The sequence below is a fragment of the Nonomuraea sp. NPDC049625 genome (genome assembly GCF_040675285.1).
GTDB lineage: Bacteria > Actinomycetota > Actinomycetes > Streptosporangiales > Streptosporangiaceae > Nonomuraea > Nonomuraea angiospora_A.
The window spans coordinates 206,230-228,615 of the sequence record NZ_JBFAOQ010000009.1 but is presented as its reverse complement, the minus strand read 5'-3'; the positions used below and the strand labels follow the sequence as shown (position 1 = coordinate 228,615).

At 72.9% G+C, this 22,386-nt stretch carries 28 protein-coding genes; 14 read left to right on the top strand and 14 right to left on the bottom strand.

Translation table 11 applies throughout. The annotated features are described in order from the left end of the window. Window positions 1–5: 5 nt before the first annotated feature. Genes AB0J87_RS35515 through rbsK form a run of 6 tightly spaced genes read left to right on the top strand, consistent with a single transcriptional unit; the run spans window position 6 to window position 6,652 of the window. A complete protein-coding gene (locus tag AB0J87_RS35515) occupies window positions 6–1,313 on the top strand; it encodes a sugar ABC transporter substrate-binding protein (protein WP_363972298.1) in 1,308 nt (435 codons plus the stop codon). After that, entirely contained in the window at window positions 1,310–2,269 is a 960-nt protein-coding gene (locus tag AB0J87_RS35510; protein WP_363972295.1) for an ADP-ribosylglycohydrolase family protein, read from the top strand. The genes AB0J87_RS35515 and AB0J87_RS35510 overlap by 4 nt, the downstream gene beginning before the upstream one ends. A gap of 6 nt (window positions 2,270–2,275) precedes the next feature. Then, window positions 2,276–3,253 carry an ADP-ribosylglycohydrolase family protein gene (locus AB0J87_RS35505; RefSeq protein ID WP_363972292.1) on the top strand — a complete coding sequence of 326 codons (978 nt, stop codon included), beginning with the start codon at window positions 2,276–2,278 and terminating at the stop codon, window positions 3,251–3,253. Then, window positions 3,250–4,389, top strand: coding sequence for an ADP-ribosylglycohydrolase family protein (locus AB0J87_RS35500; protein ID WP_357735971.1), 1,140 nt, complete (start codon window positions 3,250–3,252; stop codon window positions 4,387–4,389). Before AB0J87_RS35505 ends, AB0J87_RS35500 begins: the two co-directional genes overlap by 4 nt. After that, the gene (locus AB0J87_RS35495; RefSeq protein ID WP_363972289.1) at window positions 4,386–5,771 is read left to right on the top strand and encodes an ADP-ribosylglycohydrolase family protein; all 1,386 of its coding nucleotides are present in this window, start codon (window positions 4,386–4,388) and stop codon (window positions 5,769–5,771) included. The genes AB0J87_RS35500 and AB0J87_RS35495 overlap by 4 nt, the downstream gene beginning before the upstream one ends. Beyond that, window positions 5,768–6,652, top strand: a complete 885-nt coding sequence (gene rbsK, locus AB0J87_RS35490; RefSeq protein ID WP_363972286.1) for a ribokinase — start codon at window positions 5,768–5,770, stop codon at window positions 6,650–6,652. Before AB0J87_RS35495 ends, rbsK begins: the two co-directional genes overlap by 4 nt. Here rbsK and AB0J87_RS35485 read toward each other — a convergent pair. From AB0J87_RS35485 to AB0J87_RS35475, 3 genes are read right to left on the bottom strand one after another with little or no spacing between them, the layout of a single operon-like run. After that, window positions 6,649–7,215, bottom strand: coding sequence for a dihydrofolate reductase family protein (locus AB0J87_RS35485; RefSeq protein ID WP_363972283.1), 567 nt, complete (start codon window positions 7,213–7,215; stop codon window positions 6,649–6,651). The genes rbsK and AB0J87_RS35485 overlap by 4 nt on opposite strands. A 54-nt stretch (window positions 7,216–7,269) precedes the next feature. Then, on the bottom strand, window positions 7,270–7,794 hold the full coding sequence (locus tag AB0J87_RS35480) for an NUDIX domain-containing protein (protein WP_363972280.1): 525 nt from the start codon (window positions 7,792–7,794) through the stop codon (window positions 7,270–7,272). 33 nt (window positions 7,795–7,827) lie between these two features. Then, window positions 7,828–8,517, bottom strand: a complete 690-nt coding sequence (locus tag AB0J87_RS35475) for an FCD domain-containing protein (protein WP_363972277.1) — start codon at window positions 8,515–8,517, stop codon at window positions 7,828–7,830. A gap of 54 nt (window positions 8,518–8,571) precedes the next feature. Here AB0J87_RS35475 and AB0J87_RS35470 point away from each other — a divergent pair, with 54 nt between their 5' ends. Then, window positions 8,572–10,293 (top strand): 2-isopropylmalate synthase, encoded by a 1,722-nt coding sequence (locus AB0J87_RS35470; RefSeq protein ID WP_363972275.1) that lies wholly within the window; start codon window positions 8,572–8,574, stop codon window positions 10,291–10,293. On the opposite strand, the gene pyrF is transcribed toward AB0J87_RS35470, so the two are convergent. Beyond that, on the bottom strand, window positions 10,294–11,118 hold the full coding sequence (gene pyrF, locus AB0J87_RS35465; protein ID WP_363972273.1) for an orotidine-5'-phosphate decarboxylase: 825 nt from the start codon (window positions 11,116–11,118) through the stop codon (window positions 10,294–10,296). Window positions 11,119–11,240: 122 nt separating this feature from the next. On the opposite strand from pyrF, the gene AB0J87_RS35460 reads away from it, so the two are divergent. Together AB0J87_RS35460 and AB0J87_RS35455 are read left to right on the top strand one after the other, a co-directional pair. Continuing rightward, window positions 11,241–11,717 carry a DUF2283 domain-containing protein gene (locus AB0J87_RS35460; RefSeq protein ID WP_363972271.1) on the top strand — a complete coding sequence of 159 codons (477 nt, stop codon included), beginning with the start codon at window positions 11,241–11,243 and terminating at the stop codon, window positions 11,715–11,717. Window positions 11,718–11,738: 21 nt separating this feature from the next. Continuing rightward, window positions 11,739–12,542 (top strand): HAD family hydrolase, encoded by an 804-nt coding sequence (locus tag AB0J87_RS35455; RefSeq protein ID WP_363972269.1) that lies wholly within the window; start codon window positions 11,739–11,741, stop codon window positions 12,540–12,542. A gap of 46 nt (window positions 12,543–12,588) precedes the next feature. Here AB0J87_RS35455 and AB0J87_RS35450 read toward each other — a convergent pair whose 3' ends face one another. From AB0J87_RS35450 to AB0J87_RS35430, 5 genes are all read right to left on the bottom strand, one after another. Then, window positions 12,589–12,840, bottom strand: coding sequence for a hypothetical protein (locus AB0J87_RS35450; protein WP_350727078.1), 252 nt, complete (start codon window positions 12,838–12,840; stop codon window positions 12,589–12,591). A gap of 13 nt (window positions 12,841–12,853) precedes the next feature. Then, window positions 12,854–13,423, bottom strand: coding sequence for a TIGR00645 family protein (locus AB0J87_RS35445; RefSeq protein WP_355198303.1), 570 nt, complete (start codon window positions 13,421–13,423; stop codon window positions 12,854–12,856). A gap of 50 nt (window positions 13,424–13,473) precedes the next feature. Further along, window positions 13,474–13,617, bottom strand: coding sequence for a hypothetical protein (locus tag AB0J87_RS35440; protein WP_185077192.1), 144 nt, complete (start codon window positions 13,615–13,617; stop codon window positions 13,474–13,476). A 152-nt stretch (window positions 13,618–13,769) separates the two neighbouring features. Continuing rightward, complete coding sequence (locus tag AB0J87_RS35435; RefSeq protein ID WP_363972267.1) at window positions 13,770–13,979, bottom strand: hypothetical protein; 210 nt, start codon at window positions 13,977–13,979, stop codon at window positions 13,770–13,772. 86 nt (window positions 13,980–14,065) lie between these two features. Beyond that, window positions 14,066–14,407 (bottom strand): helix-turn-helix domain-containing protein, encoded by a 342-nt coding sequence (locus AB0J87_RS35430; RefSeq protein WP_363972265.1) that lies wholly within the window; start codon window positions 14,405–14,407, stop codon window positions 14,066–14,068. 84 nt (window positions 14,408–14,491) lie between these two features. On the opposite strand from AB0J87_RS35430, the gene AB0J87_RS35425 reads away from it, so the two are divergent. Both AB0J87_RS35425 and AB0J87_RS35420 read left to right on the top strand, forming a co-directional pair. Beyond that, window positions 14,492–15,199, top strand: coding sequence for an NAD(P)-binding domain-containing protein (locus AB0J87_RS35425; protein WP_363972264.1), 708 nt, complete (start codon window positions 14,492–14,494; stop codon window positions 15,197–15,199). Between the two features lie 105 nt (window positions 15,200–15,304). Next, window positions 15,305–15,679 (top strand): hypothetical protein, encoded by a 375-nt coding sequence (locus tag AB0J87_RS35420; protein ID WP_363972262.1) that lies wholly within the window; start codon window positions 15,305–15,307, stop codon window positions 15,677–15,679. A gap of 101 nt (window positions 15,680–15,780) precedes the next feature. Here the strand turns inward: AB0J87_RS35420 and AB0J87_RS35415 are convergent, their stop codons facing one another. Next, on the bottom strand, window positions 15,781–16,440 hold the full coding sequence (locus AB0J87_RS35415; protein ID WP_363972260.1) for an endonuclease V: 660 nt from the start codon (window positions 16,438–16,440) through the stop codon (window positions 15,781–15,783). A 33-nt stretch (window positions 16,441–16,473) separates the two neighbouring features. Between AB0J87_RS35415 and AB0J87_RS35410 the strand changes: the two genes are divergently transcribed. Continuing rightward, complete coding sequence (locus tag AB0J87_RS35410) at window positions 16,474–17,838, top strand: hypothetical protein (protein WP_363972258.1); 1,365 nt, start codon at window positions 16,474–16,476, stop codon at window positions 17,836–17,838. A 25-nt stretch (window positions 17,839–17,863) separates the two neighbouring features. After that, window positions 17,864–18,604 (top strand): sulfite exporter TauE/SafE family protein, encoded by a 741-nt coding sequence (locus AB0J87_RS35405; protein WP_355198315.1) that lies wholly within the window; start codon window positions 17,864–17,866, stop codon window positions 18,602–18,604. Here the strand turns inward: AB0J87_RS35405 and AB0J87_RS35400 are convergent. From AB0J87_RS35400 to AB0J87_RS35385, 4 genes are read right to left on the bottom strand one after another with little or no spacing between them, the layout of a single operon-like run. Then, on the bottom strand, window positions 18,573–19,337 hold the full coding sequence (locus AB0J87_RS35400) for a type 1 glutamine amidotransferase (protein ID WP_363972256.1): 765 nt from the start codon (window positions 19,335–19,337) through the stop codon (window positions 18,573–18,575). The two genes, AB0J87_RS35405 and AB0J87_RS35400, sit on opposite strands and share 32 nt — an antisense overlap. Then, the gene (locus AB0J87_RS35395; protein ID WP_363972254.1) at window positions 19,334–20,161 is read right to left on the bottom strand and encodes a bifunctional 5,10-methylenetetrahydrofolate dehydrogenase/5,10-methenyltetrahydrofolate cyclohydrolase; all 828 of its coding nucleotides are present in this window, start codon (window positions 20,159–20,161) and stop codon (window positions 19,334–19,336) included. Before AB0J87_RS35395 ends, AB0J87_RS35400 begins: the two co-directional genes overlap by 4 nt. Further along, a complete protein-coding gene (locus AB0J87_RS35390; protein WP_363972252.1) occupies window positions 20,158–20,763 on the bottom strand; it encodes a cyclodeaminase/cyclohydrolase family protein in 606 nt (201 codons plus the stop codon). The genes AB0J87_RS35395 and AB0J87_RS35390 overlap by 4 nt, the downstream gene beginning before the upstream one ends. A gap of 28 nt (window positions 20,764–20,791) precedes the next feature. After that, window positions 20,792–21,301, bottom strand: a complete 510-nt coding sequence (locus AB0J87_RS35385; RefSeq protein ID WP_363972251.1) for a hypothetical protein — start codon at window positions 21,299–21,301, stop codon at window positions 20,792–20,794. A gap of 144 nt (window positions 21,302–21,445) precedes the next feature. Here AB0J87_RS35385 and AB0J87_RS35380 point away from each other — a divergent pair, with 144 nt between their 5' ends. Then, window positions 21,446–22,369, top strand: coding sequence for a superoxide dismutase (locus AB0J87_RS35380; protein ID WP_363972249.1), 924 nt, complete (start codon window positions 21,446–21,448; stop codon window positions 22,367–22,369). Window positions 22,370–22,386 lie beyond the last annotated feature (17 nt).

Below are 22,386 nucleotides of genomic sequence, written 5' to 3'. Positions count from 1 at the left end.
CTCACATGCGAATCACGTCCGCTCTGGCGGCTGCGGCGATCCTCACGCTGGCCGCCGCGTGCGGCGGGGGAGGCGGCGGCACGCAGTCGTCGTCCGCCCCCAACGAGCCAGTAAAGATCAATTTCCTCAGCCTGGCGTGGCAGAAGGAATCCGTCGCCGCGAACAAGCAGCTCGTGGACGAGTGGAACAAGGCCAACCCCAACATCCAGGTCACCTACGTCCAGGGCAGCTGGGACAACGTCAACGACCAGCTCGTCACCCAGTTCGCCGGCGGCACGGCGCCGGACGTCATCCACAACGACTCGCCCGCGCTGTCCGGCTTCGCCTCCGACGGCTACCTGCTGGACCTGAAGGACAAGCTGCCCGCCGAGCTCAAGAGCGACATTCCGCAGCCCGCCTGGGACACCGTCACCTTCGACGACGGCAAGGGCCAGCAGGGCGTGTACGGCGTGCCGTTCCTCCAGGAGTCGCAGGTCATCATCGCCAACAAGAAGCTGCTCGACGCCTCCGGCGCGCGCGTCCCGACGGCCGACAACCCTTGGACGTGGGACGAGTTCTCGGCCGCGGCCAAGAAGATGACCAAGGGCGGCAACTTCGGCGTGGCCTGGCCGATGAAGTCGCCGGTCAACAAGACGCTCAACCTGGCGCTCAACTTCGGCGGCACGTTCTTCCAGACGGCCGACGGCAAGACCACGGTCAAGGTCGGACCCGAGGAGCGCGAGGTGCTCCAGCGCATCCACGACCAGCTCTACAAGGACAAGTCCGCCGACCCGGCCGCGCTCGGCCAGGGCACCGCGGACCCGCTGCCGGCCTTCTACAAGGGCAAGTTCGCGCTGCTGCCCGCCGGCGTCTACCTGCGCCAGCAGGTCGCCGAGCAGGCTCCGCAGGGCTTCGAGTGGGTCACGCTCCCCGCGCCGAAGGGCACGAGCGCCCAGCAGGGCGCGGTCTCGCAGACGCTGTCGATCGCGCAGGACAGCAAGCACGCGGACGAGGCCATGAAGTTCATCGCCTTCTTCCTGAACGGCGCGAACCAGGCCAAGCTCGCCAAGGGTGACTGGCTCCTGCCGACCTCCCAGGCGGCCGCCGCCGACCCGGCGATGACCACCAAGGAGAACGGCTGGGACGTGGCCACCGCCTCCGCCAAGAACCTCGTCGTGGCGCCGTTCCTCAAGGTGAACGGGTTCGACGAGTGGAAGACCAAGGTGGCCACGCCGACGCTGCAGGAGTACTTCGCCAATAAGATCACCATTGACCAGGCGGCCTCGAAGCTGGTCGAGGACGGCAACAAGGTGTTGGAGCGGTACCAGCGGTGATTTATCGGGATAAAGCCCGTGGGTGTCTCCTCGGCCTCGCGGCCGGGGACGCCCTCGGGGCCCCGGCCGAGAACCTGTCGCCGTCGGAGATCCGGCGGCGGTGGGGCCGGCTCACGGAGATCGAGGGCGGCGGGACCGACGACACGGAGTACGCCATCTTCGCCGCCTCGCTCCTGGTGCGGCACGGGCACGCGCTGACCTCCGCCGACGTGGCGCAGGCGTACCGGCGGGAGATCATCCCGCGGATCGCCGGGCCCATGCGCGGAGCCGGGTTCTCCGAGCTGGGCACTATCGAAGCGCTTCGCCGCGGGCTGGAGCCGCCGCTGACAGGGCTGGTGCACTCGCACGGCTGGTCGGACGGGCTCGCGATGCGCGCGGCGCCGTACGGGCTGTTCTGCCCGGGCGATCCCGCGGAAGCGGCCCGGCTGGTGGAGCAGGACGGGCTGGTCAGCGGGTCCGGCGAGGGCATCCTGGGCGGCCGCGCGGTCGCCGGGGCCGTGGCCGCCGCGATGGGCGAGGCCTCGGCCCAGGACGTCGTACGGGCGGCGCTGTCGGTGATCCCCGCCGACTCGTGGACGGCCCGCAACGTCGTACGGGCCTGCGCGACCCTGCCCACCACGGACGAAGAGGCGCTCGTCGAGGCGCTGCACGAGGCCGTGGTCGTCAGGCACTACCCCTGGACCGACGTCGCCCCCGAGGCCGTGGCGCTGGCGCTGGCGGCCGTGCTGGCCGGGGACGGCGACGTCGAGGCGTCCGTGACGTTCGGGGTGAGCCTGGGCAGGGACGCCGACACGATCGGCGCCATCGCCGGGGCGATCGCCGGGGCCATGCGCGGCGAGGGCGGCGTGCCCGAGCGGTGGGCGGCCAGGATCGGACCCGTGACAGGCAAATGCCTGCCCGTCGTGGCCGGAAAACACGTACTGGACGTCGCCGACGAACTGGCGGGAGGACTGTAGATCACGATGTCGGGGGACAGAATCAGAGGGGCCTTCGCCGGGCTCGCCGTCGGTGACGCCGCCGGATGGCCGGCGGCCAGGCACCGGGCGGCCCTGCACGCCCCCTGGAGCAGACGCCTGCACAGAGAGCTGGACGCCTTCGCGGAGGAGCACGAGGTCACCACGCTGCCGGTCCCGTTCGCGCTCAACCAGCCCACGGCCCCGCTGGCCGTAGGCCCGTCCGACGACGCCGAATGGCTCGCCTGGACGGCGCTCACGATCGACCGTCCGAGAGCCGAGGCGTTCAGGGAGCTGCGCCGGGACGGCGTCAGAGGGCGGATCTCGGTGGCCACCGCGCTCGACAACCTCGCCAAGGGCGTCGAGCCGCCCGCGTCCGGGCACGACAACCCGCACCATTTCGACGACGCCGCCGCCGTCAGGGCCGTGGCGTTCGGGGTCCTGGGACGGGACCCCACGCAGGACGCCCAGGTGACGAACGCGTACGACGGCGTCCTGGGCGCCGTGGCCATGGCCGCCGCCGTGGCCGAGGCCGTGCGGTCGGGATCGGTGGCCGGGGCGGTGGAGGCGGCGCTGGCCGTGCTGCCCGAGGACACTGCCATCGGCCACAACGCCCGCGCGGCGCTGGCCGTCACGCGCAAGGCGGGCGACCCGTTCGCGGCCGTGCCCGCGCTGGACGCCGCGCTGCTCGACCACGTCTACAGCTACGGCGTCGGCGCCGCGCAGACCGTGCCGGTGGCGCTGGCGCTGGCCGAGGCGGCGGGCGGCGAGCTCACGCGGGCGGTGCCCGCGGCCGCCTGCCTGGCCGCGCTGGCCGACTCGGCGCCCGCGCTGACCGGCGCGCTCGCGGGCGCGTGCCGTGGATTGGAGGCGATCCCGGAGGGGTGGATCGCGTCGGCCCGCACGCTGGCCGGTTGTTGCCTGCCTGATCTGGCGGGCCGGGATCTGATCCAGCTATCGACAGGACTATCGGAGGGAATCGCATGACGCCGCTTGAAGACAGGGCCACTGGCTGCGTGGCGGGGGCGGCGGTCGGTGACGCGCTGGGCGGCGCCACCGAGGGCTGGACCCCCGAGCAGATCGTCGAGAGGTACGGGGGCCGCGTCGAGGGCATCGTGCCGCCGTTCAACGAGGACTGGCGCAACGCCCGTCCCATCGCCCCGTACCACAAGGGCGACGGCCACATCACGGACGACACGTTGATGACGCACGCCCTGATCCGCGTGTACGAGAAGGCCGGCGGGCACCTGACCGCGTACTCGATGGCCGAGCACCTGGTGCCCGAGCTGATGGGCGAACGGCGCTGGATCCCCGAGCTGGAGGCCGAGGCGCTGCCGCTGCAGCGGATCTTCCTGGCCGAGAAGTGGATCGTGGCCAGGCTCCACTACGGGCACGTGGACCCGCGCGAGGCCGGCGTCGGCAACATCGTCAACTGCGGCGCCGCCATGTACGTCGCCCCCGTCGGCATCGTGAACGCCGCCGACCCCGACGCCGCCTACGCCGAGGCCGTCGACCTGGCCGGGGCGCACCAGTCCAGCTACGGCCGGGAGGCCGCCGGGGTGATGGCCGCCGCCGTGGCCGAGGCCATGCGACCGGGCGCCACCGCGGACTCCGTGATCGCGGCCTGCCTGCGCCTGGCCAAGGACGGCACGAGGGCCGCCATCGAGTCCGTCTGCGAGGCCGCCGCCGGGCTGGGGCACTGGGACGGGTCGTTCGAGACGCTGCGCGCCGCCATGCGGCCCTACGACACGGTCGCCGACACCTACCGCGACCAGGGGCTGGGGGCGCGGCGGCCGAGCCGGGTGCACAGCATCGAGGAGCTGCCGCTGGCGCTCGGGTTCCTGGTGATCGCCAAGGGCGACTACCGCGAGACCGTGCTGGGCGGTGTCAACTACGGGCGCGACGCCGACTCGATCGCGTCCATGGGCGGGGCCATCGCGGGCGCTCTCGGGGGGCTGTCCGCGGTGCCGTCGCAGTGGGTCTCGCAGGTGGGGGCGGCCAGCCGTACGGACCTGGTGGCCCCCGGGCTCGCGATCGCGGAGGTGGCGCGCCGGGTGCACGCCGACGACCTGGTACGGCGCCGCGGCCACGAGGCCGCCTTCGCCGACCTCGACCGCCGGTGATCCGGCTCACCTGGGTCCAGCCGGAGGACCTGATCGGGCACGAACTCCGCCAGGCCGCCGAGGACGGCCGGGCCACCGGCCCCGACGCGGAGCGCGTTCGGGAGATCGCGGCCCGCTGGCACGCGGCCGGCGGCCACGACGCGCCCCCGCGCGCCGGGGCCTCCGAGCCGGGCGCGGCCCGGCTGCGGGACCTGGCCGGAGAGCTGCTGGACGAGCTGGCCGCCGTCCCGTCCCCGCTGCCCGAGCCCTCGGACCTGGCGGGCATCGTCGCCGCCTGCCCGTCCTGGCCGGGCACAGCCCCGGGAGCGGCCCGGGGAGCGGCCCGGGGAGCGGCCTCGCGAGCGGTCGTGGATCCGGCGCGGGTGCTGGGCGCGTGGCAGGGGAGGGCGGCCGGGTGCGTGCTCGGCAAGCCCGTGGAGAAGATCCCGCGCGAGGGCATCAGGCAGATCGCCGAGGCCACCGGCAACTGGCCCATCCACGGCTGGTTCACCGCCAAGGGGCTCCCGGACGACGTCGCCCGCCGCTGGCCGTGGAACCGGCGCAGCGCCGTCAACTCCCTGGCCGAGAACATCGACGGCATCCCCGAGGACGACGACCTCAACTACCCGCTGCTGGCCCTGTCCGTCCTGGAGCGCCACGGACGCGGCTTCACCACGGACGACGTGGCCAAGCTGTGGCTGGACGAGCTCCCCGCCGGCCGTACGTTCACCGCCGAGCGGGTCGCGTACCGCAACCTCCTGGACGGCGTCGAGCCGCCCGCCACGGCCACCCGCCGCAACCCGTTCAGGGAGTGGATCGGCGCCCTGATCAGGGCCGACGTGTACGGCTGGAGCAACCCGGGCGACCCCGCCACGGCGGCGGAGCACGCCTGGCGCGACGCCCGCCTGACCCACACCGCGAACGGGATCTACGGGGCGATGTTCGTGGCCGCCATGTGCGCGGCCGCCCTGGTCGCCACCTCGCCCGAGGAGGTCGTACGGGCGGGCCTGTCGGTGGTGCCGGAGCGCTCGCGCCTGCACGAGGCGGTACGCCTGGCCGTCGCGGACGCCGCCCGCGAGGACGACTTCGAGCGGGTCGTCGACCTCCTGCACGAACGCCATGGCGGCCTGCACTGGGTGCACACCATCAACAACGCCGCCCTCGTCGCCGCCACGCTGATCCACGGCCGCGGCGACTTCACCGCCACGATCGCCGGAGCGGTGGCCGGCGGCTGGGACACCGACTCCGCCGGGGCCACGGCCGGCTCCGTCACGGGCGCGCTGAACGGCGGCGTGCCGGACCGCTGGCGGATGCGGGACAGCCTGGCCAGCAGCCTGACCGGGTACGACGGGGTGGGGCTGGCCGCGCTGGCCGCCCGCACACAGGAGATGATGGGGCCATGATCTCGGTTTTTGGCAGCGCCAACATGGACCTCGTCGCGTACGTCTCCGAGGCCCCCAAGCGGGGCGAGACGGTCACCGGGCACCGGTTCCGCACCGTGCCCGGCGGCAAGGGCGCCAACCAGGCCATCGCCGCCGCCCGCGCGGGCGCGCACGTGGCCTTCCTCGGGGCGGTGGGCGACGACGGGTTCGGGGTGGAGATGCGCGACACGCTGCAGGAGGCCGGAATCGACGTACGCGGCCTGCGCGAGGTGCCCGGGCCCAGCGGCATCGCGCACATCGTGGTGGACGACGAGGGCGGCAACTCGATCATCGTCGTCCCCGGCGCGAACGGCACCATCGCCGGCCCTTCGGGCGAGGACCTGGCCGCCATCGCCCGCTCGGACGCGCTGCTGCTCCAGCTCGAACTGCCCATGGAAGCCGTCGTGGCGGCCGCGCAGGCCGCCCAGGTCTCCGGCGTGCATGTCTACCTGACCCCGGCCCCCGCCCGGCCGCTGCCGGACGAGCTCCTCGACGCGGTCACCACGATCGTCCCGAACGAGCACGAGGCCGCCGCCATCACCGGCGCCGCCGGCCCGGACGCCGCCCTCGACGCGCTGCTGGAGCGGGTCGAGGAGGTGCTGATCACGCTGGGCTCCGAGGGCGCGCTGTACGGGTCGCGCTCGGGGGAGCGGCTGCGGGTGCCCGCTGTGAAGGTGGAGGCCGTGGACACGACCGCGGCGGGCGACACCTTCGTGGGCGCGTTCGCCGTGGCCAGGTCGGAGGGGATGAGCGTGGCCGACGCGCTGGGCTTCGCGTCCACGGCCGCGGCGCTGTCGGTGCAGCGGGAGGGGGCCAGCACGTCCATGCCGACCCGCCACGAGATCGAGGCCGCCCTGCCTTAGCCCTCGGCCCGCTCGTAGCGCAGCAGCGCCACCCCGGCGTCGAACGTGCGCGTCTCCACCAGGCGCAGGCCGGTCCGCTCCTTGAAGGGCGGGAACAGCGGCCGGCCGCCGCCGAGGACGACCGGGTGCACCATGATGTGATATTCGTCGATCAGCCCCAGCTCGGTGAGCGCGCCGGCCAGCCGGGAGCCGCCGTTCAGCAGGAGGTCCTTGCCGGGCCCGCTCTTCAGCTCGGCGACCTCCTTGGCGAGGTCCCCGGAGATGATCCGGGCGTCCCAGCCGGCCTCCTGCAGCGTGGTGGAGAAGACGACCTTCGGGGTGCTGCGCCAGACGGGGGCGAACTTGAGGTCGTGCGGGTCGTCCGAGATCGACTCCGCGTCGGGCCAGTAGCTGGACATCATCTCCCAGACGACGCGCCCGTACAGGAAGGTGCCGACGCGGGCGTGGACCTCGTCCCCGTACGCCGACAGCTCCGGCCCCATCGTCGGCCAGTCGAACTCCCCGTTCGGGCCCTCGATGTGGCCGTCTACGGAGGTGTGGACCCAGTAGATGAGCTTGCTCATGGTGTGCTCCTTCGCGTTGTGCTCATGACTGGGTCGGAGCCGCCCGCGCGTTCTTCACATCCCTTCCGAAGATTTTCTCTCCTGCGTCCAGAGAAGCCTCACGGGGGCCTGGGGCCGTACGCCGGCCAGGAGATCGGGCAGCAGCGCGGCCAGCCCGGGCGGGAACACGCGCTCCTCGGTGGCGGCCAGCTCGTCCGCGCGCCACCAGCGGTGGCCGAGCTTGAACTCCTCCGTCTCGTACTCCTCCAGCGCCGTGGGGGTGACGGTCGCGGACAGCACGCGGGCGAAGAAGTACGTGTGCACGGTGTAGAAGTGGCGGCCCAGGTTGGACCACGCGCCTTCGTTCACAGCCACGGGGTCGCCGAGGTCGGCGGCGCCGAGCACGTGGCCGGTCTCCTCCAGCGCCTCGCGCGCCGCCGCCTGCGCCGGCGACTCGCCCGGCTCCAGGCCGCCGCCGGGCAGGTGCCAGGCAGGCTCCTTCGGCCACGGGTCCGGCGGGATGAAACGGAGCAGCAGGACGCGGTCGTCGGGGGCGGCCAGGATGACGCGGGCCGCGGGGCGCTGCGTGCGGATGGTCACGGTCGAACCGTAACGAACGGGGGCTGCGCGGGGCTACGAGTCGTGCAGGTGGGCGAGCGTCTGCTCCAGCTCCGCCTGCAGGATCGCGCCCGCCGCGTCCCCGTCCCCGTCCCGGACGGCGGCCACCAGCTCCGCGTGCGTGTCGTGCCCGGGATTGCGATCGTGCGCGCGCAGCCCCAGCACCTCCACCAGGCCGATCAGCCCCTCGCGCAACGCCGGCGCGAACTCGGCGAACAGGTCCGTCAGCACCGGGTTGCCGGCCGCCGCGACGACCGCCGCGTGCAGGGCGATGTCGGCGTCCACGAACGCCGCGTCGTCCTGCGCCGCCGCCCGCGCCCGCGCCGCCAGCGCCTCCTCCAGCGCCGCGACGTCCTCCTCGGTACGCCGCTGCGCGGCCATCCGGGCGGCCTGCGTCTCGACCATCATGCGCACCTCGTAGACGTCCGTGATGGCGGCCCGGCGCAGCCGGGCGGGCCAGTCCTCGGCGATGTCCGTGGCGATCACGAACACCCCGGAGCCCTGCCGGGCCTGCACGAGCCCGGCCCCCGCCAGCGCGCGCAGCGCCTCCCGGACGGTCGAGCGCCCCACTCCCAGCGCCTTGGCCAGCGCGTTCTCGCCGGGCAGGCGGGTGCCCACGGGCCATTCGCCCTGCGTGATCTGCTCGCGCAGGTGCTGGGTGGCCTGCTCGACGAGCGGGCTGGGACGGAGGGAGCCGAGCGGCATCGAACGAACCTCTCAGGTTGTCTGAGGACCTGTGTTGTGATTAGTGTAGCCGCCATGACGCCGTCCGTGTACGCCTGGAACCGTCAACGTCCCAGCACCATGCCCTACCACCGCTACCGGCCCGCCCACGAGCGCGTCGAGGTGCCGCTCACCGAGCGCGACTGGCCGTCCGCGCGCATCACGCGGGCCCCGCTCTGGGTGCCCGTGGACCTGCGCGACGGCAACCAGGCGCTGGCCGAGCCGATGGACCCGGCCCGCAAGCGCCGGATGTTCGACCTGCTGACGGGCATGGGGTTCAAGGAGATCGAGGTCGGCTACCCCTCCTCCAGTCAGCTCGACTTCGACTTCGTCCGCCACCTGGCCGAGCCCGGCGTCGTGCCGGAGGACGTGACCGTGGTCGTCTTCACGGCCGCCAGGCAGGACCTGATCGAGCGGACGTTCGCCGCCATCGAGGGCCTGCCCCGCGCGGTCGTGCACCTCTACACCGCCACCGCCCCCACCTGGCGGAACGTGGTGCTCGGCCACGACAGGAACGAGCTGCGCGGCCTGATCATGGACGCCGCCGGGCACATCGCCCGGCTCGCGGACGGCCTCGACGTGCGCTTCCAGTTCTCGCCGGAGGTGTTCAACCTCACCGAGCCCGACTACGTGCTGGAGGTCTGCAACGACCTGACGGCCCTGTGGGACGCCGCGTCGGACCGCCCGGTGATCCACAACCTGCCCGCGACGGTCGAGGTGGCCACCCCCAACGTGTACGCCGACCAGATCGAGTACATGCACCGCCACCTCGACCGCAGGGACGCGGTGATCCTCTCGGTGCACCCGCACAACGACCGCGGCACCGGCGTGGCCTGCGCCGAGCTGGCCGTGCTGGCCGGCGCCCAGCGGGTGGAGGGCTGCCTGTTCGGCAACGGCGAGCGGACCGGCAACGTGGACCTGGTGACCCTCGCGCTCAACCTGCACACCCAGGGCGTGGACCCCATGCTCGACCTGTCCGACATCGACGAGATCCGCCGGGTCGTGGAGCACTGCAACCGGCTGCCCGTGCCCGAGCGCCACCCGTACGCGGGAGACCTCGTCCACACCGCCTTCTCCGGCACCCACCAGGACGCCATCGGCAAGGGCCTGGCCCACCACGCCAAGCGGGCCGCCGAGCTGGGCGTGCCGCCGGAGCAGGCGCCGTGGGAGGTGCCGTACCTGCCCATCGACCCCGCCGACGTGGGCCGCGGCTACCAGGCGGTCATCCGGGTCAACAGTCAGTCGGGCAAGGGCGGCATCGCCTACCTCCTGCGCACCCGCTACGGGCTGGAGCTGCCCCGCCGCCTGCAGATCGACTTCTCCTCGGTCGTGCAGCGGGCCACCGACGGCAGCGGCGAGGAGATCACGGCCGAGCAGCTGTGGGAGCTCTTCCACGCCACCTATCTGGCCCCGGGGGAGACCGGCGCGCTGGCCGAGTGGAGCACGAGGGAGACGGCGCCGGGGGTGCACGAGTTCGAGGGCACGCTGACGTCGGGGCGCCGGCTGCGCGGCACCGGCAACGGGCCGCTGTCCGCGCTGACCGCCGCGCTCGGCGACGACGGGATCGACGTGGACATCCTCCACTTCGCCGAGCACGCCCTGGACCCGGGCCGGGGCAGCCTCGCGATCGCCTACGTGGAGGCCCGCGTCGACGGCGTCACCAGCTGGGGCGCGGCCCAGGACACCTCGGTCCTGACCGCCTCGGCGCACGCCGTGCTGGCCGCCGTCAACCGCGTGCTGGCCTCCGTGCCGGCCTGATCAGGTCGTGGTGGTGATCTTCGCGTCCAGGTGGGCCGCGCACTCGTCGCGGAAGTAGAGCGTACGGGAGCGCAGCCGCTTGGGGTCGGCCAGGACCGCCCGGGAGACCGAGGGCACGACGGCGTGCCGTACGGAGGCGAACAGCCGCGCCACGTCGGCGGGAGAGGCTCCCTGGGCGCCCAGCCCCGGCGCGAGGATGGGGCCGTTGAGGTCGTCCAGCGAGTGCTCCAGCTCGGGCAGCGTGGCCCCCATCACGACCCCGATGGGCCCCAGCGGCTCGTGCCCGGCGTTCGCTGCGGCGACCCCGGCCAGCACCTGGTCGGCCACGAGCCGCTGCAGCGGGGCCGCCTCCGGGTTGGAGGTGCGGGCCAGCACGAAGACGCCGGCGTCGTTGGCCAGGGCCGACAGGATCGCGCCCTCCAGCGACCCGAACCCGAGGTACGGGCTCAGCGTCACGGCATCGGCGGCCAGCGGGCTGCCCCGGTCGAGGTAGGCCTCGGCGTAGGCGGCCATCGTGCTGTCGATGTCGCCCCGCTTGACGTCGAGGAGCACCAGCGTCCCGGCCTCGCGCAGGTCGGCGATGGTGCGTTCCAGCACCGCGATGCCGCGGCTGCCCCAGCGCTCGTAGAAGGCGGACTGCGGCTTGACCAGGGCCGCCACGTCGCCGACAGCCTCGACGACCGTGCGGCTGAAGCGTTCCAGACCGGCGGGCGAGTCGTCGAGCCCCCAGGCGTGCAGCAGCGCCGGGCTCGGATCGATGCCCACACAGAGCGGCCCGCACTCGTCGAGCCTGGCTCGAAGGCGCGTCCCGAATGACTCGTTCATTTCAAGGGCCCCCTTATGACCGTACGCAGCCTAGCTTGCGGCGGCCGTGGCCAGGAATGCTTACTTCGGCGCCGGTATGGGATCGGGCCTTCAAGTGGCTTTCCGGGGGTAGATCAGGCTATATGTACGAGATCGCCCATCGGGTGCTGGTGCTGCGTACCGATCCGCCGCGTGATGTCACCGTCACGGTCGGCGTTCCTTACGAAGAGCCGACGGGGGACTGGTCGTGCCCGTACCGGATCGACGGGCTCGACGGGTGGGAGCACGAGCGGAAGGTCACCGGGGTCGACTCGCTGGAGGCGATCGAGCTGGCCCTGGCCATGCTGCGGGCGGCGCTGGCGGGCTCGCACGAGGCCAAGGAGGGGCTGCTGAGCTGGGACGAGGCGCCGTCGGGGCAGCGGCCGCAGACGGTGTACGTGAGCTTGGACAAGCTCCGAGATATCGCCTATATCGCGATGAAGCACGAAATAGCGCCAGAAGAGGTTGTAAGTCAGGTTGAAGTGGCGAATGTCGTTCTTGATTTCGGCGACGCCGGGCAACTCCTCGGCCTGGAGATCTCGAACGCGGCCGGGCGGCTCCCGTCCGAGATGCGGATCTGAAAGATCGGCATAATCGGCACCATGAGCGCCGGCATCCTCCCCCGCCTTGTGGCCACCGACCTCGACGGCACCCTCCTCAACTCCTCACGTGCCATCACCCCTCGCACCCGAGAGGCCCTTCAGGCCGCCCGCGCGGCCGGGGCCGAGATCGTCTTCGTCACCGCCAGGCCGCCGCGCGGCATCCGCGCGATCGCCGAGCAGGCGGGCGTCACGGGCGTCGCGATCTGCAGCAACGGCGCGATCGTGTACGACCTGGCCACCGACGCGGTCGTCACCAGCCATCTCCTGGACCGGACGGCGGCGAACAAGGTCGCGCAGGCCCTGGCCGCGGCCCTGCCCGGGGTCGGCCTGGCCGTCGAGACGGGCCGGGGCGTGCTCGCCGAGGCCGCCTACACCAGGCGCATCGTGGAGGACCTGGCCTACCTCCGCGAGGTGAGCTCTGTCTTCGACGGCGACGACCCCATCATCAAGCTGCTCGCCCAGTCGCAGACCAGCACGGCGGACGAGATGATCGCGGCCGTCATGGCGGGGATCGAGGGGCTGGCCGAGGTCACGCACTCCGGCGGGACCGGGCTCCTGGAGATCAGCGCTGCCGGGGTGACGAAGGCGAGCACGCTCGACGTGCTGTGCCGGGAGCGGGGGATCGCGCCCGGCGAGGTGGTGGCCTTCGGCGACATGCCGAACGACCTGGCCGTGCTCGCCTACGCGGGCGCAGGGTACGCCATGGCCAACGCGCACCACCTGGTGCTGGCCGCGGTCGAGCGCCGCACGCTGTCCAACGACGAGGACGGCGTGGCCGCGGTGCTGGAGGAGCTGTACGGCTGAGGATTCGTACGTGCCCGCCCGCCCCCGCAGGCGGGCACGTACGGTGTCAGGCGTCGTCGTCCGACACCCGCGAGGCGCCCTTGCAGGTGGTGGGCGACTTGCCGAGCAGTGGGAGCAGCGACCCGCAGGTGCTCACGGGCAGCGACACCGGCTCGATGATCTCGTCGTTGAAGATGGTCACGTTGCCGATCAGCGGCGGGGGACCGCTCGGCCTGGCGGCCTCGCCCTCGGCGTGCGCGGCGCCCGCGAGCGAGCACACGAACACCGCGATCGTCACGATGACGGCCGGCCGCCTCACCGGAGCGCCCCGGCTAGGCGGCGACCCGTTCCTGCTTCAGGGTCGACTGCCGCTCGCCCCCGTTCGTCTCGGCGTCGCGCCGCGCGCCCGCCATGATGCGGTCGATCAGCGCCAGCGTCAGCGCCGAGACCACGAAGGTCAGGTGGATCAGCGTTTTCCACAGCAGCTCCCGGTCGGTGATGGTCGGTCTGGACGCGTTGATGAAGATCTGCAGGAGGTGGACGGACGAGATGCCGATGATCGCCATGGCCAGCTTGACCTTCAGCACGTTGGCGTTGACGTGGGAAAGCCATTGGGGCTGGTCGGGGTGCCCGTCGATGCGTATTCGGGAGACGAACGTCTCGTAGCCGCCGATGATGACCATGATGAGCAGATTGGAGACCATGACTACGTCCACGAGGCCGAGGACGATCAGCATGACGGTGGTCTCCGGTGGTGAGCCGCCGAAGCCGAGCTCGATCAGATGGAGCAACTCCAGCATGAACCGCCACGTGTACACGATCTGGGCGAGGATCAGCCCCATGTAGAGCGGCGCCTGAATCCACCGGCTGAGGAACATGAAGTAGCCGACATAACCAGACATGGTCCGTGACTCCGGTGGAGGGTCGGCCACGGGCACCTGCGCGAGCCGCACTAGGACGTGAAGACGTTGACGTGCTGGACCCAGGTCTCGACGCGCACGATGGGCGGGTCGGTGGTGAGCTTGTCGAAAGCGATGGAGGGTAGGGCGCCCGCCAGCGCGAGTGCGGCGACGGCGGTCAGGACGCGGACCTTCAAAGGATCTCCTAGCTGCTCTGCGCTATCGGATGGACTGGGCTTGCGCTGCAGGGGGAACTGATCGGGCCACCGTGGCGGGCGGCGCGGCCGGCTTCGCCGCGCCGCCTGCCCGGATAACCGGATCGGCCGGGGACGTGCCCAGGCTGAGCCGGTCAGGGCTGCAAGCAGCTCACGGCCGGGACCTCGGCCGGCACGGCCGGGGCGGTCGGGTCGATCAGCGTCGTGGCGCCGGCGCCGGCCTCGGCCAGGCAGGGGACCAGGGCGAGAGGATCCACCACGGCGTAGGAGGCCGGGGCGGAGAGCAGGGTCAGGCCACCGGCGAGGGCCGCGACGGCGGCGATCCTACGGGGGGAGAAAAGCATAGAACCTCCTGGGAGACGGTAATGAACAACCGTCGTCTAGCTACCCAGGGTAGTGATCCAGTAACGCTCCGTATATTAGAAAGCTCTCACGTCTCCCAGCGGTCCTGCGCGGCCATGACCTCGTCGGCGTGGTCGTGCGCCCACGCCCCGAACGCCTCGATCGGGGCGAGGAGCGTGCGGCCGAGGTCGGTCAGCTCGTACTCGACGCGGGGCGGGGCCTCCGCGTACGTGCGGCGCGTGACCAGGCCGTTGAACTCCAGGCGGCGCAGCGTCTCGGTGAGGACCTTGGTGCTGATGCCGCCGATCTCCTCGCGCAGCCGCCCCGGCCGGCGCGGGCCGTGGCGCAGCGCCCACAGGACGACCGCGTTCCAGGTGTTGGCCAGCAGGTCGAAGGCCAGCCGGGCCTGGCAGTCGGCGATGAACCCCAACGAGGCCTCCGTTAGTCACCAAATGGTGTGTGACGGGCTTTCTACAGTCCTTCTACTTACCAGTTCATACGACGGAGGACGAACATGCGTATCGGGATCCTGGGGGCGGGCGGCATGGCGGACGCCCTGGGCACGCAGTGGGCCAGGGCGGGGCACGAGGTGATGATCAGCGGCAGGGACGCGTCCGCGAGCGCGGCCCGGGCCGCGACGATGACGGCCGAGGCGGCCCGCACGTCGGCCGAGGTGGCGGGCGCGCGGGCCGAGGTGGCGGGCGCGGCGGCGGCGGGTGCGCGGGGCGAGGTGGTGGGCGTGCGGGCCGGGAGTTGGGCGGAGGCGGCGGCGTTCGGGGAGGTCGTGATGGTGGCCGTCAGGCAGGCGGGGCTGGCCGGCGTGCTCGAGTCCGCCGGCGGCGCGCTGCGCGGCAAGCCCGTCATCGACGTGGCCAACGCCGAGGGCCCGTACGACCCCGCCCGCCCCATCGCCCCGCTGATCCGCGACCTCACGGGAGGGCACGTGGTGAAGGCGTTCAACCTGTGCCACGTGGACGTGTGGCGGTTGACACCGCCGGTGTTCGACGGCAGGCCGCTGGCGGTGCCGCTGTGCGGTGACGACCCGGCCGCCCTGGCAGCGGTGCGAACGCTGGTCGCCGACCTCGGCTGCACCCCGGTGGACGGCGGCGGGCTCGACCGGGCCGTGCTGCTGGAGGCGACGGCCGCGTTCATGATCGGGCTCTGGTTCGGCGGCGCCGACGCCCAGGCCGTGCTCCCCCCGGTGGCCTATTCGGGCGTCTGAGCCGTACGACCGGCGGTGTATCGGGGATGACGACGAGCGGCGGATGCCCTCCGGCGGGCCCGGCAAGATCCTGGAGACCTCAAACCAGGTCGAAGGAGAGATCCAGTGGTAACCCAGGTCGCCAAGGGGAACGGGTACGTGACCGCGTTCAAGGCCGTGGTCGTCCTCAACACGCTGTCCGTCCTGGCGCAGGCCGTGACGGCGGGGCAGCTGATGAGCGGGGGAGGGGCGGGCTCGCACGGCATGGGGGCGTTCGCCGTGCACGTGCTGGGGCTGCTGCAGCTCGTCGCGGCCGTCCTGCTGTGGCGGCCCGGCCGGGGCCCGGGCTGGCCCGCGCTGGTCGGCCTGACGGTGCTGCTGCTCGGCTTCGTCCAGTCCGCGCTGGGCGGGTCGGGCGTGCTGGCGGTGCACGTACCGCTCGGGATGACGCTTTTCGGGCTCAGCGTCTGGCTCCTCGTCTGGGCCTGGCGCCCGCGATGACGGCGGGGGTCAGCCGGGCTGGTGGGTTCGGGCATCAGCCCGGGTGAGGGCCGGTGGGTTCGGGCATCAGCCCGGCTGAGGGCCGGTGGTCGGCGCGGGCATCAGCCGGGGTGGCGGGCCAGGTGGTCGGCGCGGCGGATCGGGTCGGGGAGGCGGTAGCGCGGGGCGAGCCGCAGGACCTGGTCGGTGACCGTGTCCAGGGAGATGCGGTGGCCCTGGGAGACGTACACCGGCTTGATCTCCCGCTGCGTGCGCAGCGCGCGGCCGACGACGGCGCCCTCGTGGACGATCGGCGCCCAGTCGCCCCGCTCCGGCCCCGGCGGCTCGTGCGTGCCGACGAAGGGCGTCTTGCCCACGCCGAGCGCGGACAGGCCGGTCAGCACGCCCAGGTGGCAGGCCAGGCCGAAGCCGCGCGGGTGCGCCAGCCCGTACCCGTCGCAGACCAGCAGGTCGGGCGTCACCGTGAGCCGTTCGAGCGCCTCCACCAGGGCGGGCAGCTCCCGGAAGGCGAACAGCCCCGGCACGTACGGGAACGCCACCCGCCCGCGCACCGTCACCTCCTCCACCGTCGCCATCGTGCCGGCGTCGAGGACGACCACGGCGGCCGTGAGGTCGTCGTCGCCGTGATAGTGCACGTCCAGGCCCGCGACCAGGGAGAAGTCGGCGGGGCCGGTGAGCTCGACGCGTCCGCGGAGCCGGTCCTGGACGGCCTCGGCCGCGGCGGTGGTGGTGGGCCATGGGTGAAGCTGCTGTACCTGCACCCGGCCTAAGCTAGTACGCGTAGGGTCAGGCTCATGATCGAGGTGCTGGTGGTCGTCGGCCCCGGCGTGGTGGCCGACGCGGGGTTGCTGGAGGAGATCGCGGCCCGCGAGTTCGCCGCCGCGGGGGTCTCCGGGACGCTCGTCCACGCCCGCGACGCCTCTCACGTCCTCTCACTGCTGTCGTCGCCGTCCTCGCCGGAGGGGGCGGGCGGTGTGGTCGTGCTGCCGGGGCCCTCGGCCGAGGTGCGCTCGCTGATCGGGCGGGACCTCGGGGCGGTGGTCTGGGTGGACGTCGAGCGCGCCGACGGGGTGACGGCCGGGGAGGGCGCCACCCACCTGCACGGGCGCGGCGTCGGCGGGCTGGCCTGGGGGATCCGCCATGCCGTGCACCGGGTACGGCATCCGTCGCGGCGGATCGCGTACGGGCCGCTGCCGGAGCAATGGGGCGAGCTGTACCTTCCGGACGCGGACGAGCCGCCCGTGGTGATGCTGATCCACGGCGGGTACTGGCGGTCGATCTGGGCGGCCGACATCATGGGGCCGCTCTGCGCCGACCTGGTCGGGCGCGGGCTCGCGGTGTGGAACCTCGAATACCGGCGGCCGGATCTGCACGGCTGGGACGCGACGACGGCGGACGTGGCGGCGGGACTGTCCGCCCTCGCGACGGCGCACGCCGCGCCGCACGGCTCGGACGCGCTCCCGCCGGACGCGCTCCCGCCGGACGCGCTCCCGCCGGACCTGCTCCCCTCGGGCGCGCTTCCGGCGGGCGTCGATCGGACGGTGGCGCTGGACCTCACCCGGGTGACCGTCGCCGGCCACTCGGCAGGCGCCCAACTCGCCCTCCGCGCGGTTGCGGACGCGGTGGCCGGCGAGGCGTCCGCCACCGGCGGCGCCCAAGCGGCGGCGGGTGAGGCTCACGCACCGGATGCTCGCGAGGCCGGTGGGGCTCACGCGGTGGACAGGGCTCGCGGGGACGGTGGGGCTTGCGCGGACGGTGGGGCTCGTGCGGTGGGTGGGGTGCGGGTGGTGATGGTGGTGTCGCTCGCCGGGGTGCTCGATCTTGTGGAAGGCGACCGGCGGTGGGTCGGGACCGGCGCCGTCGGAGCCGCCCTGGGCGGGCGCGCACCCGAAGGCCAGGTGGCGGTGCCGCCGTACGCGGACGCCTCGCCGTTGCTCCGGCTCCCGCTCGGTGTACGCCAGCTCGTCGTCCAAGGCGCCGCCGACGACCTGGACCTGGTCGACTTCAGCCGCCGCTACGCCCGCGCGGCCGAGGAGGCCGGCGACGAGGTGACCTACCTCGAAATGCCCGGCGACCACTTCGACGTCATCAACCCCGCCACCCCGATCTGGCAGGCCACCGCCCGAGCGCTGGCGGGAGGCCCCGCCTCAAGGGGATAAAACGGACAACAACTAACATAACCGGGTGATCGTCGGAGAAACGCTCGGCCTGCTCGGAGCCGGGGTGGCGGCCGGAGTGGTGAGCACGGTGGTCAGCCTCGCCTCGATCGTCTCCTACCCGGCGCTCCTGGCGTTCGGCCTGCCCCCGCTCACCGCGAACGTCACCAACACCGTCGCCCTCGTCTTCACCGGCATCGGCGCCGCCGCCGGATCGCGGCCGGAGCTGGCCGGGGAGGGCGCCCGGGTGCTCAAACTCGGCCCCGTGGCCGCGGTCGGCGGCGCGACCGGCGCGTTGCTGCTGCTGGTCACCCCGGCCAGGACGTTCGAGCTGATCGCGCCCTGGCTGATCGCGATGGCCTCGCTGCTGCTGGTCAGGCCGCCGTCGGGGCGGGCGCACGGCGAGCACGGCGTGCTGGGGCGGGTGGCGCTGTTCGCCGTGACGATCTACACGGGGTATTTCGGCGCGGCCGGAGGGCTGATGGTGTTCGCCGTGCTGGCCCTCATGTTCGACCACCCGGCGGCCAAGCTGAACGCCATGAAGAACGTGATGTCCGGGCTGGCGAACGCGGTGGCCGCGCTCGGGTTCGCGCTGTTCGGGCCGGTGAACTGGGCCGCCGCGGCGCCGCTGGCGGCCGGGTTTCTGCTCGGGGGGTGGATCGGGCCCAGGATCGCGCGCCGGCTGCCGGGCAACAGCCTGCGCTACCTGGCGGCCGCCTGCGGGCTGGCGGTGGCGGTCAAGCTCGGCTGGGACTCGTACGCGCGCTGACCCCCTCGGGCGCCCCAATGGAGAGCCCAGTGGAGAGCCCGGTGGAGAGCCCGGTGGTGAGCGCGGCGAAGCGGGTGGTGACCCGGTGCCAGATCGGCGTGGAGACCGGCTCGTCCGCCACCGCCCGCGCGTAGACCTCCTCGGGGTCGAACCCGTCCGGCGACCACTCGCGGATGCGCGCGGGCAGCACCTCGGGATGGAACTGCACGCCCCAGGCCCGCTCGCCCACCCGGAACGCCTGGTACGGGCAGGCGCCCGTCTCCGCCAGCCAGACGGCCCCGCTGGGCAGCCGGGTGACCGCGTCCTTGTGGTGCTCGATCGCGGGCACCACCTCCGGCAGCCCGTGGAACAGCGGATCGCCCGCGGCCTCGGGCCGGATCGTGAGGGGGAGGCTGCCGTTCTCCGGCGCGCCGGTGTCGGCGGTCACCTCGCCGCCCGCGACCTCCGCGAGCAGTTGCCCGCCCAGGCAGATGCCGAAGAAGGGCACGCCCTCCTCCAGTGCCTGCCCCGCCAGCCGCCGGGCGTCGGCCAGCCACGGCGCCCGGTCGTCCTCGCCGGGCAGGTAGCCGCCGCCGAGCATGATCATGGCCGCGTGGTCGAGGCGGCCGGGCAGGGGAGCGCCCTCGTGGGCGAGGACGACGTCGAGCTTCAGCCCGGCCTCCTCCAGCCAGCCGCCCAGCCGGCTGGGGCCGCCGCTCCTGCTGTTCTGGACGATCAGGATCTGTTCGTTCACGGGAGGTTCGCCGCCCTGGCCGTGTGGCGCAGCAGCAGCGCGGTCGTCACCGGGCCGACCCCGCCCGGGACGGGCGTGAGCGCGCCCGCGACCTCCGACACCGCGTCGAAGTCCACGTCGCCGACCAGCCCGCCGTCGTCCGTGGGGTTGGTGCCGACGTCGATCACCACCGCGCCCGGCGCCACGTGCCCGGCGCCGATCAGCCCGGCGCGGCCCACGGCCGCGACCAGCACCTCGGCGGTAGTGGTGACCGAGGCCAGGTCCCGAGTGCGCGAGTGGCAGACGGTCACCGTGGCGTTCCGGTCGAGCAGCAGGTGGGCCAGCGGCTTGCCCACCACGGTCGAACGCCCGACCACCACCGCCCGCCGGCCCTCCAGCTCCACCTCGTAGTGGTCGAGCAGCGCCATCACGGCCGCAGCCGTGGCGGGCGGGAACGCGGGCAGCCCGGCGGCGAGCCGGCCCAGCGAGAGCGGGTTGGCGCCGTCGACGTCCTTGCGCGGGTCGATGGCCGCGGCCAGCCGCTGCGCGGAGGCGCCCGCGGGCAGCGGGGTCTGCAGCATGAGCCCGTGGACGTTGGCGTCGGCGCTGAGCTTGGTCAGCGTCTCGCCGATCCGCTCGGGCGCGGCCTCGGGCCCGAGATCGACGAGGTCGCAGGCGATGCCCACGCCGGCCGCCGCCTTGGCGATCGACCTGACGTACCACAGGCTCGCCTCGTCGTCCGTCGCCACCACCACGGCCAGCCGCGGCTGCGGGCCCGCCGCGGCCTCGGCCTCCGTCTGGGCCCTGATGGCGGCGGCCAGCTCTTTCCCGGTCAGGGTTCTCACGGGTTGATCTCCTCGCGTACTTCGGCGGTCACCCAGTCTGCCCTGGCCACGGCCGCGTCCACACCGTGGACACGGGCTTTCAGCTCCTCGCGTATCCGCTCGTCCTTGATGCCCGACAGGTTGACCTCGACGTTGATCCGGGCGGTGGTGAGCGCGGCGCGGGCGGCCTCCGCGGCGGCGGCGACGTCGGTGACGACGTTGCGGTTGCAGATCGGCAGCAGCACCTCGCACAGCTCGACCACCCGCGTGGCGGTCTCGACCACCCTGGCGGGCGGCTCGGCGGCGCCGGCCAGCGCCCGGGCGATGGCGGCGCTGCGCTCCTCGCCCTTGGGCAGCCGGTACGCGTTCGTGACCGCGGTGAACGCCGCCGCGTCCGCCTCGGCCAGCCGCAGCGCGCGGACCCGCAGGGTGTCGGTCTCCCCGATCACACCGACGACGGTCTCGGCGTGGCCGGCGTACTTCTCCCCGGTCGTGTAGCGGGCGACCATGCCGAGCAGCGCGGCGCCCTGGGCCGCGTGCAGGGCGGCCGTGGCGCCGCCGCCCGGCGCCGGCACTCTGTCGGCCAGCTCGGTCAGGAAGTCGACGATCTTTGAGTCGCGCATGGCGGCATTCTGTCAGGCCACGCGTCCCTCATTCCCGATGCATCGGCCGCGTGGCGTCCTCCGGTCCGCTGTACGACGCGTACGGCGAGGGCGCGGGCCCGTACTCGGGCTCGTAGACGGCCTGCTTCCCCGAGGACCGCCACCGCGACGGGAACAGCGAGACGATCACCAGCGCCACCCCCAGGAACAGCAGCACCCCCGAATCCGCCACCGTTCGGAACCCCTGCTCCATGACGTTCGGCAGCCAGTGGTCGGGCAGCACCCGCACGCCCCGCAGCTCCACGATGGGAAGGACGCCGAGCGCGGTGAAAGCCAGGCCGCCGAGCAGCGAGGCGATCGGCGACAGCCGCGAGCCGGCCAGGAACGCGAACGCGATCCCCGACGCCACGATCGCGGACAGCCCGAGCCAGGACAGCTCGAACGCCGACTGGAATCTGAGCAGGTGGTCGCCGATGCCGTACCAGAGGCTCGCGGCGATGATCGGAGGGAGGAGCAGCCCCGCGACCACTCCCAGAACATGACGGGCACCGTTTGACATGTCTAAACCCCGTTTGTTCGCTTGTGCCCCAACCTACCGCGCGATCCCACGGCGTGCGGGTGGCCTTCCCCCCTTGCTGAAAGCTCCCTGTGAAGGCTGCCTTCAGGCTTTGCCCGGGCGGCGGGCGCGGGCATCGTGGGCCGCATGAGATCCGCGATCCTGAAGACCGCACTCAGCACCCTCGTCGTGGTCCTGCTCAGCGGCGTGCCCGCGCAGGCCACTGTGCAAGCCACTGGGAAGCCCGACACGTTCGCGCTGCCGAACGGGTTCCAGCCGGAGGGCATCGCGATCGGGCCTGGCCCGTACGCCTACTTCGGCTCCCGGGCGAGCGGTGACATCTACCGGGCCGACCTGCGGACCGGCGAGGGGTCCGTCATCAGCAAGGGCCCGGGCACGCCCTCGCTCGGGCTCAAGACCGACGGGCGCGGGCGGCTGTTCGTGGCCGGAGGCGCCGGCGGCGACGCCCGCGTGATCGATCTGCGTACCGGCGAGGTCGTCAAGTCGTACAAGCTGACCGCCGACCCGGCGTTCGTCAACGACGTCATCCTCACCAGGGGCGCGGCGTACTTCACCGACTCCCGCAACCCCGTCCTGTACAAGCTGGAGCTCGGGCGCGGCGGCGCGCTGCCCGGCGAGGCCGTCAAGATCCCGCTGTCCGGCGCCATCCAGTACACGACCGGCAACAACGCCAACGGCATCGCCCCCAGCCCCGACCGGGAGTCGCTGCTGATCGTCCAGTCGAACACCGGCAAGCTGTTCGAGGTCGACCCGTCCTCCGGGGTCACCACGGAGGTGGACCTGGGCGGCGAGTCGCTCGTCAACGGCGACGGCCTGCTGCTGGAGGGGCGGACCCTGTACGCGGTGCAGAACCGCCTGAACGCGATCGCCGTCGTCAACCTGACGCGCGACGGCGCATCCGGAAAAGTCGTGAAACGGCTGACCGATCCGCGGTTCGACATCCCGACGACGGTCGCCGCCTCCGGCAAACGCCTCTACCTGCCCAACGCCCGCTTCACGACGACCCCGGCCCCCGACACGCCGTACTCGGTGGTCGCCGTCAAGCGCTGACAGCCCGGGACGGGCAG